Origin of the sequence: Thiomicrolovo immobilis, assembly GCF_039645955.1 — a bacterium.
GTDB classification, from domain to species: domain Bacteria; phylum Campylobacterota; class Campylobacteria; order Campylobacterales; family Sulfurimonadaceae; genus Thiomicrolovo; species Thiomicrolovo diazotrophicus.
In genome coordinates, this window is sequence record NZ_CP147916.1 from 76,698 (window position 1) to 93,169 (window position 16,472).

Annotated in this window: 20 protein-coding genes; 6 read left to right on the forward strand and 14 right to left on the reverse strand. The window is 59.6% G+C overall.

Annotated features, from left to right (window positions below; translation table 11 throughout):
* Position 1 precedes the first annotated feature (1 nt).
* Genes WCX72_RS00380 through WCX72_RS00395 form a run of 4 tightly spaced genes read right to left on the reverse strand, consistent with a single transcriptional unit; the run spans position 2 to position 4,090 of the window.
* Positions 2–826, reverse strand: a complete 825-nt coding sequence (locus WCX72_RS00380; RefSeq protein WP_345970250.1) for a hypothetical protein — start codon at positions 824–826, stop codon at positions 2–4.
* Positions 823–1,179 carry a hypothetical protein gene (locus WCX72_RS00385; RefSeq protein WP_345970251.1) on the reverse strand — a complete coding sequence of 119 codons (357 nt, stop codon included), beginning with the start codon at positions 1,177–1,179 and terminating at the stop codon, positions 823–825. The genes WCX72_RS00380 and WCX72_RS00385 overlap by 4 nt, the downstream gene beginning before the upstream one ends.
* A gap of 55 nt (positions 1,180–1,234) precedes the next feature.
* Positions 1,235–2,128 (reverse strand): cation diffusion facilitator family transporter, encoded by an 894-nt coding sequence (locus WCX72_RS00390; RefSeq protein ID WP_345970253.1) that lies wholly within the window; start codon positions 2,126–2,128, stop codon positions 1,235–1,237.
* A gap of 6 nt (positions 2,129–2,134) precedes the next feature.
* A complete protein-coding gene (locus WCX72_RS00395; protein WP_345970254.1) occupies positions 2,135–4,090 on the reverse strand; it encodes an LTA synthase family protein in 1,956 nt (651 codons plus the stop codon).
* A 177-nt stretch (positions 4,091–4,267) separates the two neighbouring features.
* On the opposite strand from WCX72_RS00395, the gene WCX72_RS00400 reads away from it, so the two are divergent.
* Positions 4,268–5,425, forward strand: coding sequence for an MFS transporter (locus tag WCX72_RS00400; protein ID WP_345970255.1), 1,158 nt, complete (start codon positions 4,268–4,270; stop codon positions 5,423–5,425).
* A 47-nt stretch (positions 5,426–5,472) separates the two neighbouring features.
* On the opposite strand, the gene WCX72_RS00405 is transcribed toward WCX72_RS00400, so the two are convergent.
* Complete coding sequence (locus WCX72_RS00405) at positions 5,473–5,655, reverse strand: DUF2892 domain-containing protein (protein WP_345970256.1); 183 nt, start codon at positions 5,653–5,655, stop codon at positions 5,473–5,475.
* Between the two features lie 143 nt (positions 5,656–5,798).
* Between WCX72_RS00405 and WCX72_RS00410 the strand changes: the two genes are divergently transcribed.
* Together WCX72_RS00410 and WCX72_RS00415 are read left to right on the forward strand one after the other, a co-directional pair.
* A complete protein-coding gene (locus WCX72_RS00410; RefSeq protein ID WP_345970258.1) occupies positions 5,799–7,601 on the forward strand; it encodes a menaquinone biosynthesis decarboxylase in 1,803 nt (600 codons plus the stop codon).
* Positions 7,598–8,332 carry a phytanoyl-CoA dioxygenase family protein gene (locus WCX72_RS00415; protein WP_345970259.1) on the forward strand — a complete coding sequence of 245 codons (735 nt, stop codon included), beginning with the start codon at positions 7,598–7,600 and terminating at the stop codon, positions 8,330–8,332. The genes WCX72_RS00410 and WCX72_RS00415 overlap by 4 nt, the downstream gene beginning before the upstream one ends.
* Before the next feature lie 132 nt (positions 8,333–8,464).
* Here the strand turns inward: WCX72_RS00415 and WCX72_RS00420 are convergent, their stop codons facing one another.
* From WCX72_RS00420 to WCX72_RS00455, 8 genes are all read right to left on the reverse strand, one after another.
* Positions 8,465–9,100, reverse strand: a complete 636-nt coding sequence (locus tag WCX72_RS00420) for a hypothetical protein (protein WP_345970260.1) — start codon at positions 9,098–9,100, stop codon at positions 8,465–8,467.
* Between the two features lie 287 nt (positions 9,101–9,387).
* Entirely contained in the window at positions 9,388–9,942 is a 555-nt protein-coding gene (locus WCX72_RS00425) for a hypothetical protein (RefSeq protein WP_345970261.1), read from the reverse strand.
* Between the two features lie 351 nt (positions 9,943–10,293).
* Positions 10,294–10,524, reverse strand: coding sequence for a thioredoxin family protein (locus tag WCX72_RS00430; RefSeq protein ID WP_345970262.1), 231 nt, complete (start codon positions 10,522–10,524; stop codon positions 10,294–10,296).
* 12 nt (positions 10,525–10,536) lie between these two features.
* Entirely contained in the window at positions 10,537–11,520 is a 984-nt protein-coding gene (locus tag WCX72_RS00435; RefSeq protein ID WP_345970263.1) for a hypothetical protein, read from the reverse strand.
* Positions 11,521–11,529: 9 nt separating this feature from the next.
* Positions 11,530–12,474 carry a permease gene (locus tag WCX72_RS00440; RefSeq protein WP_345970264.1) on the reverse strand — a complete coding sequence of 315 codons (945 nt, stop codon included), beginning with the start codon at positions 12,472–12,474 and terminating at the stop codon, positions 11,530–11,532.
* Complete coding sequence (locus WCX72_RS00445; RefSeq protein ID WP_345970265.1) at positions 12,475–12,882, reverse strand: arsenate reductase ArsC; 408 nt, start codon at positions 12,880–12,882, stop codon at positions 12,475–12,477.
* Between the two features lie 141 nt (positions 12,883–13,023).
* Positions 13,024–13,356, reverse strand: coding sequence for a metalloregulator ArsR/SmtB family transcription factor (locus WCX72_RS00450; RefSeq protein WP_345971569.1), 333 nt, complete (start codon positions 13,354–13,356; stop codon positions 13,024–13,026).
* 2 nt (positions 13,357–13,358) lie between these two features.
* Positions 13,359–13,814, reverse strand: a complete 456-nt coding sequence (locus tag WCX72_RS00455; RefSeq protein ID WP_345970266.1) for an ArsI/CadI family heavy metal resistance metalloenzyme — start codon at positions 13,812–13,814, stop codon at positions 13,359–13,361.
* Between the two features lie 150 nt (positions 13,815–13,964).
* Between WCX72_RS00455 and WCX72_RS00460 the strand changes: the two genes are divergently transcribed.
* From WCX72_RS00460 to WCX72_RS00470, 3 genes are read left to right on the forward strand one after another with little or no spacing between them, the layout of a single operon-like run.
* Entirely contained in the window at positions 13,965–14,705 is a 741-nt protein-coding gene (locus WCX72_RS00460; RefSeq protein ID WP_345970267.1) for a DUF4395 domain-containing protein, read from the forward strand.
* 9 nt (positions 14,706–14,714) lie between these two features.
* Entirely contained in the window at positions 14,715–15,422 is a 708-nt protein-coding gene (locus WCX72_RS00465; RefSeq protein WP_345970268.1) for a cytochrome c biogenesis protein CcdA, read from the forward strand.
* Between the two features lie 8 nt (positions 15,423–15,430).
* Positions 15,431–15,829 carry a thioredoxin family protein gene (locus tag WCX72_RS00470; RefSeq protein WP_345970269.1) on the forward strand — a complete coding sequence of 133 codons (399 nt, stop codon included), beginning with the start codon at positions 15,431–15,433 and terminating at the stop codon, positions 15,827–15,829.
* A 3-nt stretch (positions 15,830–15,832) separates the two neighbouring features.
* Here WCX72_RS00470 and WCX72_RS00475 read toward each other — a convergent pair whose 3' ends face one another.
* Positions 15,833–16,396, reverse strand: coding sequence for an NUDIX hydrolase (locus tag WCX72_RS00475; protein ID WP_345970270.1), 564 nt, complete (start codon positions 16,394–16,396; stop codon positions 15,833–15,835).
* Positions 16,397–16,472 lie beyond the last annotated feature (76 nt).

A 16,472-nucleotide genomic window follows, 5' to 3' on the forward strand; every position in this document is an offset into this window, starting at 1 on the left:
CCTAGAAGCGGGCAAAGAGCATGATGCCGGCCGCGTGGTCGCTGGCCGAATCGCTCAGGCCCAGGCTGTAGTTCACCTTTAGTGAGAGTGTATCATAAAGCGGGAAGATCCCCAGCACGGAGAGGGAGCGCAGGTCCGGGCTGTCGGGAATGTAGGACTCCGAATAGTCGTACGAGAAACTCACGCTGCTCGCCGGCGTGGGGTAGAAGGTGACGCCGGCGGAACCGAAGGCGATGTCGGGGTACTGGACGGTACTGCTGTCGCCCGTGACGGTATAGCCGTACTGCACGAAGGCGTCGAGTGCCGCAAAACGGTAAAGCCCCACCACGGAGCCGCCCCAGTCGTTCTCACCGGTGCCCGTCCCCTCCTCGGCGGTGGCGAGCTTGAGGTGTACCCCCGGCGTGAGAAAGAGCTTGTCGGTGAGGCCGAAGGCGTACCCGGCGCCCAGGAAGGTGTCGGAGAGGCCGCCGTCTTTGCTGTCGGCGACGGTCGGGTCCGCGGTGCCGTAGTGGTAGTAGCTGACAAGCCCCGTCAGGTAGAAGTCCCCCGCGTAGACGGCTGCCATCGCATCCGTCGAGAGGGAGTCGACGCGCTCCGTTCCGCCGTATTTTCCGGTGGCATAGCTCATTCCAAGCCCCGCAAGCAAAGAGACCTCCGTGCCTCCATTGCCGGAGGAACAGCCGTCCGCGTCCACCGTCATATCGAAGGCGGTGCCGGGACAGCGGTCCAGCGCGTCGGCGACGCCGTCAAGATCGCTGTCGCGTTCTGCGGAGGCCGCGAAGAGGGAGGCACCGAGCAGCCCCGTGATCAGCAGCAACCGTTTCATCGGCCCTGCTGACCCTGGCGGGGATGCATCTGCTGTTGCTGCATCTGCTGCATCTGCTGCTGCGTCTTGAGCTGTTGACGCATCTGCTGCTGCATGACGGCTTCGCTGCCGGCAGGTTTGCGCTGCAGCGCCGCCGTATCCTCGTCCGTCTGCATCCGGCTCTGCAGGGCTTCGAGGGCCTCGCTGCGCTGCTGCTGGTTGAGCTCGCGCATCTTCAGTTTGAAGGCGTTCATCTTCTCGAACCGCTCCGCTTTCGGGGCGTTGATGACCGCATCGATCAGGGTGTCGATCTCCTCCGTCTCCGCCGCAGTGAGCGCCGCACAGAGGGTCAGAATCGCTAGAAAGTACCGCATGTGTGCTCCTTTTGCCCGTAGTATCGCACAGAAGTGTGAGCGGCGCGTGAGTCGCTCAGCGGATTCGCCGCTTGTCGTCGTCGCGGCCGTATTCGCACTGGAAGGTCGTGTGGGTGATCCCGAAGCGCTCCCGCAGGCGCTTTTCCAGGGCTTCGACCGTTTGCGTTACCCGGGAGAGGGGAAGATCCTCGGCGAAATCCAGGTGGGCTTCGAAGTGGACGGCATGGTCGCTGAGGCGCCAAAGGTGGACATGGTGGATGCCGGCGATGGCGGGATCGCCGCAGACGGTGTCGGCGACGGCATCGAGCTCGACGTCGGCAGGGGCGAACTGCATCAGCACCCCCGTGCTCTCCTTGATGAGCCCCGCGGAGGCGGCAATGAGGTAGACGGCGATGATGATGGAGATGAGCGGGTCGATCCAATAGATATCCCACAGGGCGATGGCCACGCCACCCAGCACGACGGCGACGGAGGTGAGCACGTCGCCGAGCAGGTGCAGGTAGGCGGCGCGGATGTTCATATTGCCCCGGGCGTCGGATTCGAGCAGGAAGATGCTGCCGCCGTTGACGACGATGCCCAGCAGCCCCATCCAGATCAGCCAGGAGGAGAGGACGGGTTCGGGGTAGAGCAGCCGCATGACGGAGGCATAGACGAGGTAGACGCCGATGCCCGCAAGCACCGAGGCGTTAAAGAGCGCGGCCACGATCTCGGCCCGCTTGTAGCCGAAGGTCCTGCTGCTGTTGGCCTCTTTGTGGGAGATGCGGTGGGCGAACCAGCTGATCAGCAGGGCCATGACGTCGCTGAAGTTGTGCAGGGCGTCGCTGAGCAGGGCCAGGGAACCGGCAATAAGCCCTCCCGCCAGCTGGGCGAGGGTGATGAGGATATTGAGGGCGACGGCGATGAGCAGCTTCGTGCCGCTGATATCGTGGGAGTGGTGGTGGCCGCTCATCGGATGTTACTCTGCTTTGCCGGGTTCGGCTTTGAAACGCTTGTGCTGATAGAGGTCGTTGATGACATGGATAAAGGCCGTCGTATCGCGTTCGAGTTCCGTGTCGTGCGCCGCGGGGGTCAGGTGGTCCTCTGCGGAGAGGTCGAAGGTCAACGCCGGGGTGTCGGGCTGGACGACGGCGAGTTTGTCACCGTTGCGCAGGGCGTACATGTCGTGGAACTGCATCAGCACCATCTCTTTTTCGGGGTCTTCGAAGATCGATTTGCCGAGGATGGGATAGGTCAGGTCGAGTCCGACGGCGTCGAGGGCCGTGGCCAGGACGTCGGGCTGGGTGGAGCGCTTGGCGACGCGCTGGGGTTTGATGCCGCCGCCGAGGAGCATCCCCATGATGCGGTATTTCGGCACGGGGACGAGGTCGTCGCCGTAGGTACGGACGTTGTGGTCGGCCAGGATCATGAAGACGGTGTCGTCGTAGTACCCTTCGCGCTTGGCGTCGTCGATGAGTTTCCCGATAGCGTAATCGGCGAACTTGATGGCGTTCTCGACGCTGTTCTTCGGTTTGCCGGGGATCAGGTCGATGCGCCCGCCGGGGAACTCGAACGGGGTGTGGTTGGTGGTACTGAAGAGCACCGAGACGAAGGGCTGCCCTTTGGCATGCCACTTGGCGAACTCTTCGTTGGCGCGGACGACGAGGTCTTCGTCGCAGACGCCCCAGATGCCCGTGAAGGCGGGGTTCTTGAACTCGGGCTGATCGATCAGGACGTCAAAACCGTTGCCGTAGAACCAGCCGCGCATATTGTCGAAGTTGCTGGCCCCGCCGTAGATGAAGCTGCTGCGGTAGCCGTAGGGTTTGAGCAGGGAGGCGACGGTAAAGAAATCCTCCTGGGACTTGTTGCGTTTGACGACCCCTTTGCCCGGCACGGGGAGAAAACCGGAGACGCTGCCGGCGATCCCCCGCACGCTGCGGGTGCCGTTGCTGTAGAGATGGTCGAAGAAGAGGGACTCTCCGGCGAGGCGGTCGATGTTGGGGGTGACCCCTTTCTCGCCGCCGAGGGCGCCGACGAACTGCGCGCCCAGGCTCTCCTGGAGGAAGATGACAAGGTTTTTCGGCTTGGCGGAGGGGAAGTGGGTCGGCTGGGTCCGCCGGAAAGGGTCCTCCATGTTGCCGACGGGGATGCGCAGCTGGCGGGAAACCCGCTCATAGGCCTCCTCCAGCGGCATCTTGCCGTATTTGCTCATGACGACGCCGTGCTTCTTCTGCGAATAGTAGGCGTAGCCGATGCTGTAGAGGCTGTTCTTCGTGATCTCGTTCACGACGTGCGAATCGGTGTAGACCGCGAGGGAGATATTGGCCGCGCGGTGGCTGAAGGAGGAGCGGATGCCGATGAAGAGCACGGCGACCAGCGGCAGCAGCAGAAGCAGGCGGAAGGGCCACTTGATCTCGAAGACGACCTCAAATGTCTTGCGCGTCAGGGTCCAGAAGAGGTACCCCGCCACGGACATCATGATGGCGGCGACGAGCAGCTTGAGCTTGTAGGTCGCCCAGATATTGCCGAACACCTCTTTGGGGTAATCGAGGTAGTTCAGGAAGATGTCGTTGGGACGGACGTCGAATTCGGCGAAGAAGGGGAAGGTCGCATTTTCGATAAAGAGGGCCACCAGCAGAAAAACGAGCAGATAGACCCGGATGAAGGTGCGGACGGGGCCGCCGAGAATCCGGGGCGCCGTAAAGAGCAGCAGGACGGGCAGCGCGAGGATGATACAGGCGACGATCGTATCCATCTGCAGCCCGAGCAGGAAGCTGAGCCACTGGCTGACCCCGGCATCGGCGATCCGGTCGTAATAGAGCGCGAATAAAAGGGCCCGTCCGCTAAAGAAGATGGCAATGAAAAGCAGGTAAAAAGCGAAGAGCTGGCGCAGCGATGCGACGATAGCCTGCTTTTGGGTGAGCGGTGGGTGCATTCTTGTCCCTTTGGGTATTGTGAAATGAATTATAGAATAATAGCGGATTCAGATGAACGCGGGGAGGAGGGCGTTCGAGGCGCTACTGCCGCACCGTCCCCTCCGGTGAAAAATTCGCCGCGCTTATGGGCCGGTTGCCCTTCCTGGCGTATAATGCGCTCCACGAAAAGGCCGCTTATGTATGATTCCGTCGCCCGCAATGTCAGACTCTCCCTGCTGCTGTTGGCAACGATGGGCGTCATGTCCGGGATCGCCATTGTCGCGGCCCTGCCGCTGATCAGCCACCACTTCGAGGCGGTTCCCCACATCGAGTTTTTATCGAAGCTGCTGCTGACGATCCCCTCCCTCGTCATTGCCGCCGTCGCCCCCTTCGCCGGGATGATCGTCGACCGCTTCGGGCGCCTGCGCCCCCTCTACCTTGGCATCGTGCTTTTCATTATCGGCGGCAGTTCCGGTTTCTACCTTCAGGATTTCGAAGCGATCCTCGCCGGGCGCGCCCTGCTGGGCTTTTCCGTCGCGCTGCTCATGACCGCCTCCACGGCCCTGATCGGTGACTATTTTGACGAAAAGGGGCGGCACCGTTTCATGTCGATACAGGGGATGGCCGTCGGGCTGGGCGGGATCGTCTTCATCATCTCCGGGGGGTACCTGGCCCAACTGGGCTGGAACTACCCCTTTGCCATCTACCTGCTGCCGCTGCTCTTCCTGCCGCTGCTGGTCACATCGCTGTACGAGCCGCGACGGATCCATACGCACGGCGATGAGGCGGCGGCGGTTTCGCCGAAGCTGCTGCCGGTCTATCTCAGCGCCTTTTTCTCGATGCTGCTGTTTTACATGTTGCCGACGCAGATGCCCTACCTCGTCATCGACGAGCTGCACGGCACCCCCAGCAGTATCGGGCACTTCGTCGCCGTCGCCCTGCTCGTCAACGCCCTGACGGCGCGGCAGTACGCCCGGATCCGCGCGCGGTTCACTTACGCGCAGATCTTTGTTTTCATCTACCTCTTTTTCGGCACCGGTCTGCTGGTGATGTCGCAGGTGAGCTCCCCGCACCAGCTCTTTTTCGCCTCGGCCTTCATGGGGGTGGGCTTTGGGCTCGTGTTGGTCAATATCAACGCCTGGCTGCTCTCGCTGGTGCCGCCGCACCGCCGCGGCCGCGCGGTGGGGATGCTGACGATGAGCTTCTTCCTCGGGCAGTTCTTCTCCCCCATTTTCTTTCAGCCGCTGATCGCCCAGGCAGGGATCCAGGGGCTCTTTCTGATGATTGCGGGGGTGTCGTTCGCCACGGCGGCGGTGCTTTATGTCAAAACGTTTTTGAAAAAGGGTGCGGGATGAAGGAAAGAGAAGGGGAACGGATCACTGTTCCCCGATGACATCGGGGTTTAGATGATGTTGCACTGCCCGGTGAACTTGCACAGGGGACAGAAGTTCATGATGCCGGCGATGAGGGGGATGACGCCGAGGTAGAACCAGGGATTGCCGCTGTAGGCACCGTAGCCGATAAGGGCGACGCCCAGGGCGATACGGAAGGGGCGGCAGAATTTGCGGATCTTGATAACGTTCATAGATTGCTCCGTTTTTTGCGGAATTATAGCGCAGGGGGTGGGATCGTAATATTAATTATTTCAATTAGTCATGCTGCTTTCAAGGTGCATCCCCTGTTCTCATGTAGGTTTTTTAGAGTTGCTCTGGGATACAATACGGAATTATGAAGATTTTTGAGACGCTCTCCCCCTGGATCAGGACCATCGACGAACCCCTCGACGTCAACCTCGAGATCCCCCATATCGCCTATGCGGAGATCAAAAAGGCCGAGCCGAAGATTCTCGTGTTTACCCACCCCGTTGACAAAGCGCTCGGCAAGACCTACGACATGCCCGTCGTGATGAATATCTTTGCCAATGACGCCGTCGTTGAGACGATTTTCGGCGCGACGCCCGACGCCATCGCGGCGAAGGTGCAGAAGGCGCTGAAACTGAAGCCGCCCAAATCGCTCTCGGACAAACTGGAGACCTTCAAGTTCCTCTTTGACCTCCGCAACGTCTTCCCCAAGCGCCTGAAATCCGCCGGGGCCTGCCAGGCGCGGGAGATCGCGACGCTTTCCGAGCTGCCGATCCTCAAGACCTGGTCGGATGACGGCGGCAAGTTCATCACCATGGGACAGGTCTACACGCAGAGCCTCGACGGCGAGATCCACAACGTCGGTATGTACCGCCTGCAGGTCTACGACGACCACCGCCTGGGGATGCACTGGCAGATCCACAAGGACAGCAATCACCTTTTCCACCAATATAAGAAGGCGGGGCGGAAAATGCCCGTCTCCGTCGCCATCGGCGGCGACCCGCTCTACACCTGGTGCGGGACGGCTCCACTGCCCCACGGCATCTTCGAGCTGATGCTCTACGGTTTCATCCGCAACAAGCCCGCGCGGCTCGTGAAGTGCCGGACAAACCCGATCCACGTCCCGGAGGACGCGGACATCGTCATCGAAGGGTGGGTCGACCCGGAGGTGACGGAAATAGAGGGGATGTTCGGAGACCATACCGGTTACTATACCCTAAAAGAGCCCTACCCGGTGCTCGAAGTGAGCCGCATCACCGCGAAAAACGACCCGATGTTCTACGCGACCGTCGTCGGCAAGCCGCCGCTCGAGGATAAGTACATGGGGCTGCCGACGGAGCGGATTTTCCTGCCGCTCTTGCAAACGCAGGCGCCGGATCTCAAAGACTACAAGATGCCGGAGAACGGGGTGTTCCACAACCTGATCCTCTGCAAGATCGCCCCGCAGTACCCGGGCCACAGCCTGCAGATCATGCACGCGCTTTGGGGCGTAGGGCAGATGAGTTTCGTCAAGCACGCCCTCTTTGTCGACGAATCGGCCCCGGAACTGGGTGATTACGAGGCGCTGACACAGCATATTCTCGACCGCCTCAGCCCGGATGCCGTGACGATCACGACGGGGATCGTCGACGCCCTGGACCACTCCGCGAGCAGGCCCCTCATCGGCGGCAAGCTCGGCATCGACGCGACGGGCGGTGTCGTGGAACGCACCATCGACCTGCTCGATGACGCCGCGCTGCTGAAGAAAGTGAAAACGATCGACAGCGACGTCGTCGCACTGAAGCAGTACATGACGCAGAGCGCGAACCCGGTGACGGTGATCCAGTACGAGAAGAAGCGCCCGGCGCACGAACTCTTCGAGGCGCTGAAGCCGCTTAGCGGACACATTGCGATAGCCGTCTTCGTCGATACGCGCCAGAACGACGTAAACAACCCCTACATGCTGGTGTGGCGGGTGACGAACAACATCGACGCGCAGCGCGATGTTTGGCTGGAGGAGATGATCGGTGTCGACGGGACCAATAAGGACCCGATGGACGGTTTTACACGCGAGTGGCCCGGTGACGTCGTCTGCGACGCGGACGTTTTTGCCGACCTGCGCGCACGGGGTCTGATCGACCTCGACGACGAGACGGTGGACCGATACCAGTTGGTGGGAGAGAGTAAATGAAACTGAGTGATGCGCAGCTGGCGCAGTTTGAGCGCGACGGGTACATCCTGCTGCGCGGCTTTGCCGACAAGGCGCGCTGCGAGGCGATTCTGGCGGCGGCCAAAGAGGAGATCGAGGCGCGGACACCGCCGATTGAGACGGAAGGGGAGTATACGGGTTCGAACAACTCGACCCTTCGCCGCCTGCGCCAGGTCTATGACCGCCGCGAGATTTTCCGCGAGTGGATGACGGACAAGGAGATCCGCCCGATGCTGGCGCAGGTGCTCCACGACACCCCGGTGCTGACCCTGGCGCACCACAACTCCATTATGACGAAGATGCCCTCCAAGAGTACGGAGAGCCGCTGGCACCAGGACCGCCGCTACTGGCACTTTGAGAACGACAATCTGGTGAGCGTCTGGCTGGCGCTGGGCGATGAGCGGATGGAGAACGGGGTGCTGGAGTTTATTGACGGCAGCCACAAGCTTGAATACCGACCGGAACAGTTCGATACCGATACCAGTTTTCTGACGGGTCTGCCGGAAAACGACGCCCTTATTGCGAAGAAGGTGCATTATGACCTGCATGCAGGCGACGTCATCCTGTTTCACTGCCGGACCCTGCACCACGCCTACGACAACCAGACCGACGAACCCAAGATCGCCTTCGTCTATACGGTCAAGGGCGCTTCTACCAAGCCTGTTCCCGGTACCCGTTCCGCCGAGTATCCCGAGGTTGTGCTCGAGGTCTGATCAGCCTCTCCCTTCCTCTTCGGAGGCGGCGAACCGTGACGGCGGTGTCTGAAACGCGGCAAAACGGTGTGGTCGATTACATCGGGTGTTCGTTGGGGAAAACGGGGTACAGGCGCCGGGGGCGCCGCGGCGTCATTTGACGCTGACGACGATCGGTGCGGAGGTTTTGTGAGCGCTTGAGATGTGGCACTCGCGTGTCGGGTAGACCGAAACGTTTGCGGCGACACGGTAGGTCCCGGTGTTTCTTGCCGTGATGTTATAGATCACTTCCGAGCCGTTCGGATGGGCACGCAGACACTCGACAGAGGGCGCATCCGTAGCGAATCCGAGACCGCTGAACGTGACCTGGACACCGTGGGCATCGCTTCCGGAGAGCGGAAAATCTTTTGCTTTGACGATAACGCGCAGGCTGATCGGTTCGCCGACGGCGACTTTCTCTTTGTCCGGAACAAGCTCCACCGTGTATTTTTCAAAAGGACTGTCGGCAACGGGTGCCGGGGCGGCAAGCGTCGGCATGGATGCCGGCTCGGGTTCTGCGACCGGTGCCGGCTTCGCTTTGGCGACGGCTTTCGGTTTTTCCGGGGCGGGTTTCGGCGCCATCGGCAGCGGGACCGGTTCGACTTCCGGTGAATTGGGTTCATTGACAATGCCGAGAACTTCCGGTTCACCTACATTCTGCGCCGCCGGCTCCGCATTTTTCAGACATCCGCTAAAGAGCAGACTGACGGCCAGAAGGGACCCGGCATACCGCACATACTTTTGAATCATATTCTTCCTTTTCTTTGATGAAATTGGGCCCGGTCCTCTCACCTCCCTGGCCCACCAGAAACCTTCGAATTCTTACTTTATACATATTTATATGCATATTTTAAAGGTTTCCAAAGGTCATTATTATATCACAGCGATAACATTTTATTGCAATATTTTAGAAAATTTTTGCGCTTTGCAGAAAAGGTGATAAAGAAGTAATATGAATAATCCTTTCGGATTCTGGAATAATGAAGGCTTATGGCTGCAGACCGGCGAAGCAGTGCTCTGCCATCGCCGGTACGCTTTTATTTGACGTTAACGGTCAGTGCGTTCGACTGTTTCGTTACGCGTGAAGCTTCGCAGTGGCGGGTAGGGTAGAAGGCGACGTTCGCGACGACATCGTAGGTGCCGGCGTTGGCCGCCGTCACGTTATAGATGATGTCCGAACCGTTGGGGTGGACCCGCAGACACTCGACCGCCGGCGGATTCGCCGCAAAATCGAGACCGCTGAAGGTGACGGTGACCCCGTGGGCCTCATGCCCGGTCAGCGGGAAGCCGTTGGCTTTGACGTGGACGTAGAGACTGACGTTCTTGCCGACGTCGAGACTGGTGTCATCCATGGAGACCTCGACATTGTAGAGGTCGCAGGGTTTGTCCTCTGCCGCTGCGGTCTTGGCCGCGGCCGGTTTTGCCTTTGCAACCGGTGCGGGTGCGGCTTTCGGTGCGGGAGCTGCAGCTCCCGCTTTAGCTGCCGCCGGCGCCGCGGCCTCCGCCACAGGCTGCTGCTTGGCGGCCGGTGCCGGTGCAGGCTCCGCGTTCTTGGACGCGGCACACCCTCCGATAAGCGTACTGACAGCCAAAAGGCATCCTAACTGCTTCAAGCGATGGTTCATACTCTTCCTCCTCCTTGGTTCGGTATGGCCCGGAGTGTCGGCCCCGGGAAAGCAGAAACCTTTAATAAGTTTCATTTGTGATAACTATTTTATAGTATTAAAAGTTTCCTAAGCCATTGTATCACAATTAAAACAGTTTATGACAATTATTCAAAAAACATTGCAAAAAGATGCATGATGGTAACAGTCGAAGGAGAGGGTGGAAGGTGGTTGCTGATTGGATAAATAGGTGTTACTGCCGCCTAAACCGGCAGTAAACGGACGCTCTTCATGAACGCATTGACCGTTCTAATACGAAAAGGTTCTACCGGAAGCGACTCAGGCGATCATGGCCAGGATCTCGTCGACGCTCGGCACACGGCCTGTTGACTTCACCTCGCCGTCGATGACCAGCCCCGGGGTGCTCATAACCCCGTAGGCCATGATCTTCTGCAGGTCGCTGACCTTCTCTATCTGCAGGAATCTGCCGCTCTTGGCGACCGCCTGCTTCACTTTCGCTTCGAGTTCGTTGCACTTGGCACAGCCCGTGCCCAAAATTTCGATTTTCATGATTTATCTCCTTTAATGGCTCTGTTTGATCGTATCGTAGAACGGCTCGACCGGGCCGGAAACGACGTAGGCGCCTACGGGGCCGGCTGCAGCGAGGAAGCGCGGGTCGAGGTGCGAATTCTCATGGTCGTACATGTTCTCCCATACGCCGTGCATGATATAGCTGCGGGCATCGCCGTCGGCAAACGCGTTTTGAAGGATCTCGGTCGTCACTGCTTTGCGGTAATAGCTGTTCTGTGCCGTACCGGCCTGGCCGTGGGGATACCGGTCGTCATACGCCGCATCGTGAACGTCGGGCCGGAAGGTTTGCTGCGCCGTGCCCAGCAGACGCGCGACTTTTTGATTGAAGGCTTCCTGGTTGGCATCCTTGATCATGACATGGTTTTCAACGGTGACGTAGCGGCTTGTGACTTCGTCGGACTGCTGTTGCAGAAAGGTCTTGATCTCATCGGGGGTCGTATAGAGCTTCCGGCGGTCCCCTGCGGCAACGGTCGTGTAGATCCCTTCGTAATACTCAAGCTTAATTGGCGTCTTTGTCGGAGGCGTCGTCGGTTTGTAGGCAAAGAGCGACGGGGCGATCTGCTCGGCAAACCACGCATGTACCTGGGAGGCGATCAGCGCATCGTAGGAGTCGAAGCGGATGAAGAGCGTGTAGAAAAGGGGGAGTTTCGGGGAGGTGGGATGGCCGTCACTGTCGGCGTATCCGCGGTCGAGCACCCCTTTGAGGTGGGCGGGGTAGTTGCGCACCATGGTCGACTCCCCCGTCATCTGTTTGAACGAGAAGCTCAAAAAGCCCTTTTTGCCTTTCAGGAAGGAGGCGAGTCCGTCGATATTGTTGAGCACCCTTTGCTTCTCGGGCATCGGGACGCGCAGCTCATAATAGAGCGTCACGGCACCCTCGGGTTTTTTCTCCGCGGACGCGGCATGGGAAGCGGCCGGGAAGATGGCCGCCCCGGCCATGACCGCACCCATGCCTAAAAAGTTTCGTCTTTTCATAATGACTCCTTACAAGATGATGTTGAACAGATAGCCGACGCCGATGATCCCGACGCCGATGATGGCGAAGAAGGTGGCAATGAGCCTGGTGTGCAGGATCTGTTTGAGGATGATCGCTTCGGGCAGGCTCAGCGCCGTGACGGCCATCATAAACGACAGCGCGGTGCCCAGCAGCATCCCTTTCTCTGTCAGGACCTCCACCAGCGGCATGACGCCGGCGGCCGAGGCATACATCGGGATGCCCATCACTGCCGCGACGGGAACCGCGTACCAGGCGTCGCCGCCGGCGTAGTCGGCGATGAACTCTGCGGGGACGAAGCCGTGGAACCAGGCACCGACGCCGACGCCGGCCATGACCCAGAGGTAGATTTTTCTAAAGATCTCCAGGGTCGCTTTCCAGGCGTCGCCGGTGCGCTGCTTGAGGTTCAGGGAGGTCGCCGCTACATGGAGGTCGCCCTGCATCACCGGCACGTCCAGCAGCACGTACCGTTCCGCGTTTGTCCGGCCGATCAGCCAGCCGCCGACGATCGCCACGGCCAGCCCGAAGCCGATGTACAGCGCCGTGATCTTCCAGCCGAAGAGCCCGAAGAGCATGGCAATGGCGATCTCGTTGTTCAGCGGGGCGGAGATGAGAAAGCTGAAGGTGACGCCGATGGGGATGCGCGCTTGCAGAAACCCCAGGAAAAGGGGAATGGCCGAACAGGTGCAGAAGGGGGTGATGATCCCGAAGAGCGCGGCCAGGATATTGCCGGTGAACTCTTTTTTCCCGGCGAGGTAGGCCCGCACCATCTCCGTGTTCATCCAGGTGCGCAGGAACGACACGGCGAAGATGATGGTGATCAGCAGGAACCAGATCTTGACCGTATCGTAGAGGAAGAAGTGCAGCGCATCGGCGAACCGCCCCTGGAGGTGGAGCGTTTCGTAGACGAAGGCGCGGCTGAGATCATGCCACATCTAGCAGAGCTCCGCTTTGATGACGGGCAGCAGCTCCTGCTCGATCAGGTCGAGGGTCTTGGCGTACTCCTCTTCGGCTTTGCCCGAAGGGTCTTCAAAGCCGACGTGGATCGTCTTGACCGCTTTGGGGAACATCGGGCAGCTCTCCTTGGCGTGGTCGCAGACGGTGACGACGAGGTCGAAGGCGTTATTCAGGACCGTTTCGATCACCTTGGAGTGGTACTCCTCTTTCCAGTACCCCTTGGATTCGAGCAGGGCCTGCGCGTTGGGGTTCACTTTTCCGCTGGCCTTGACGCCGGAGCTGAACGCCTCGACGCAGTCGCCGAGCTTGGCGTTGATCAGCGCTTCGGCCATAATAGAGCGGCAGCTGTTGCCGGTACAGAGGATCAATACTTTCTTTTTGCTCATAGTTTACACCCTTGATCGGTTTTCATTATTCAATACGCAAAAGGAAATGAGTTCCTTTTGCTACGCTAACGCTGAGTTTACGCTGTCCTCGCAAGCTGCGGAATTCCGCTTTGCTTCATCAGCAGTAGGCTCACAGCGATCTTATCGCTTAAGTCCGCAACCTTGATCGGTTTCGGAGAGTTTTTGCAGTTTCGGCAGGTCGATGCCGAGGTGCCGGATCTCCTCCAGCGCTTCGCTGCGGAAACGGTCCAGGGGGCTCCTGATGGCGTAGTAGGCCCAGGTCCCTTTGCGCTCGACCTTCAGGAACCCCGCCTCTTTGAGGATCTTGAGGTGGCGGGAGAGTCGCGACTGGATCATCTCCAGGGAGGATTGCAGGTCGCAGACGCAGAGCGGCCCGTGCTCGTCGAGGAAGCGCAGGATCAGCACCCGGGTCTCGTCGTTGAGGGCCGCGACGCTCTTCAAAAAGACATCCATGCTCAGCAGCCCCCGCCCGTCGACCATTTGCCGTTCTCGGAGAAGGTCGGCTGGCAGCAGCCCACCCCGCCGGTAAAGGCGTCGCCGCCGAAGACCTCGATCTGCTCCATCGTATGGTAGTTCTCCCAGATGACCTCCTGGGGGTCCTGGACCCAGTACTTGTTCGACGCGGCGTAGCAGCACTGCGCGCCGCTCTGTTTCTCGCCCGCAATGCCCGCGGCGATGAGACGGGCCTCGGTCTCGGCGACGGCTTCGTCACTGTCGAACTGCAGTCCCAGGTGGTTGAGGCCGCGCTTGCTTTTACCCGTGGAGATGGCAAAGTTGATGGCGGGGTCGTCGATGAGCCACTGCAGGTAATCCGCTTTTTCCTTCGTCGGTTCCGTGCCGAACAGGGCGGTATAGAACGCCCGGCTTTTGTCGAGATCGTCGACGGAGATATGGATGTGGAGACGTTTCATGATGGCTCCTTTCGCCGTTTGGATAGCAGCATTGTAGCCAATCAATTTACAAATATCAAGATATATTGATTTATTTATCTGAATGTGCTATAGTTTCCCTCATTAAAAGGCGTCCGGACATGATGCCTCTGTTTTACAAGGAGAAACAGCGTGGATATTAAAAGCTTCTTTGCCTATGGTGAAAAGGTGCCCGGCTATGAGGTGGGCGTGCTCAATGAAAGGGAGGCGCGCGCGGCGGCGGCGATCCTGTTTGTCGGCGCCTTCCTGGGACTGACGAACGGGGTGATGCTGGGCACGGCGGTCTTTTCCAAATACTTCGTGACCTTCTTTGCCGTCGATTTTACGCTGCGTATCATCCAGCCGCGCTATGCGCCCAGCCTGATGCTGGGGCGTTTTTTCGTCCAGAACCAGAAGCCCGAGTACGTCGGGGCCGCCCAGAAGCGTTTCGCCTGGATCCTGGGCTTTCTGCTGGCATGGCCGATGTTCTACTACCTCGTCATCGACTTCCAGCCTAACCCGCTCAAGGTGCTGGTCTGTCTGATCTGTATGGCGCTGCTCTTTTTTGAAGCGGCCTTCTCCATCTGCCTGGGGTGCAAGATCTTCTCATGGATCAAGCGCAAAGATCCGAAGTACTGTCCGGGCGGCGTTTGCGAAATCAGCTTCAAAGAGCCCATCCAGACCTTCTCGCCGGTGCAGAAGCTCATTCTCGCGGCCACTGTGCTGGTCATGGGGTACGGCACCTACGCCTATTTCGCCAAGCTGCCCGACCGGACGATCTTCGTCAAAAAGATGAAAATGCTGATGATGAGCCAGGCGGAGCTCGATGCGCTGCAGGCGGCGAAAGAGAAGGCGGAAGAGGACGCCTTCTTCAGCGACGACGACGATTTCTGATCCCGCCGGATGATGCTTGAACAGAGCCTGGCCGAATGGGTCGGCCACTACGGCATAATCGCGCTAGCCGCCTCCTTCGGCATCGGCGTGCTGACCTCGCTGGCGCCCTGTTCCATCATTACGCTGCCGCTGCTCATCGGCAGTGTCCTCGGGCTCTCGGTGGAGATGACCCCGGGACAGAAACAGCGCTTTACGTTTTTTTACTCCCTGCTCTTTGTCACCGGCCTCGTCATCAGTTTCTCCCTGCTGATGCTGACGGTGGCCAAAGCCGGGGCGCTGCTGAGCGTTGCTCCCTTCTGGGCCTACGCACTTGCCGCCGCAGCGACCTTCCTGGTCGCGGCCTACGCCATGGGGTGGCTGGGGCAGATCGACAAGGCGCTTATCGCCGGCCGGCTGCTGAAGTTCAAGCTGGCGGGGGCGCTGCTCATCGGCATGATTTTCGGCCTGGTCAGCACACCGTGCGCTTCGGCGCCGCTGGCGGCCATCATTACCGTGGCGGAACAGAGCGGCTGGGCCTACTCGTACGCCCTGGTGCTGCTCTTCGCGCTGGGGCACGGCATGCTGCTGCTGGTCGCGGGGCTCTCCCTCGGATTTGCCCAGCGCATGGCGTCAAGTCCGCTGCTGGCGAGGATCGCGAACGGGGTGAACACCCTCTTCATCCTGCTGCTCACCACCATCGCGGTTTACCTGGCCTACCAGGCCTATCTTGTCTTTTAGGGAGTGATATGTTTCGAATGTTCGTGATCGGTTTCGCGCTGCTGCTGGGCGGCTGCGGCCAGGAAAAAACGTCGCAGGTATCTATGTTGCATGTGACGCCGTATAACCTTGCCGCTCCGAAGATCGGCCGGGGCCAGCCCGTGCTGCTTGAACTGGGATCGACGTCGTGCCGCAGCTGTGAAGCGATGGCCCGCACGCTGTACACGATCAAAAAGCAGCATCCGCGCAGCGCCATCTATTTTATCGACATCCGGCGCGAACGCCACGTGGCGGCGCAGTATGATGTCCGCATGATGCCGACCCAGGTGATCCTCGACGGAAAGGGTCAAGTCGTCTACCGGCATATCGGGCCTGCGGAAACGAAGGAGCTCACCGAGACGCTCGCGCGCTTCGGCGTCCTGCGGTAGCGTCTACTTCGCGAAAAACCAGTAAAACGCGAACATCAGCCCCGGGGTTTTCGCCCTCTTTTCATCAAAAACAAAGGCGTTAGCCTCCGTGAGCGGGACCCACTCCAGCACGATCTCCTCCGTATGGATGCCGCCGCCGTCGTGGACGCGCATCGACTCGTCGATTGCGGCAAAGTAGAGGTGCTGCTGGCCGCCGGAGATGCCGACATTGGTGAAGAAGGAGGTGATCTTCCCGATCTTTTCCAGCGGGACGTCGTAGCCGCACTCCTCGTCGATCTCCTCCTTGGCGATCTGAAGCAGGGGGGCCTTTTTGTCGACGATGCCGGCGCAGAGCTCGTATGTGAACAAGTGTTCAGGGTGGTTCATGTGCACCGGGGCGCGAAACTGTTTGACGAGGAGGAAGGCCTTTTTCTCCGTATGGTAGAGCAGTACGGCGACGCTGTCGTGGCTCTTGACGGCTTCCCAGCTCAGGTCGCGGCCGTTTTGCGTATAGAGGATGCGGACGGGGCGGACGAAGGCAGGGGCTTCCAGGGGGATGGTCTCAAAGCGGGTAATCTTGAATGGCATGTTACAATCATATAAAGCAAAACTTAAAATGAAACCAGCGTTTCAAAAGCGCTAGACATGTTGGCGTTTAGCGACT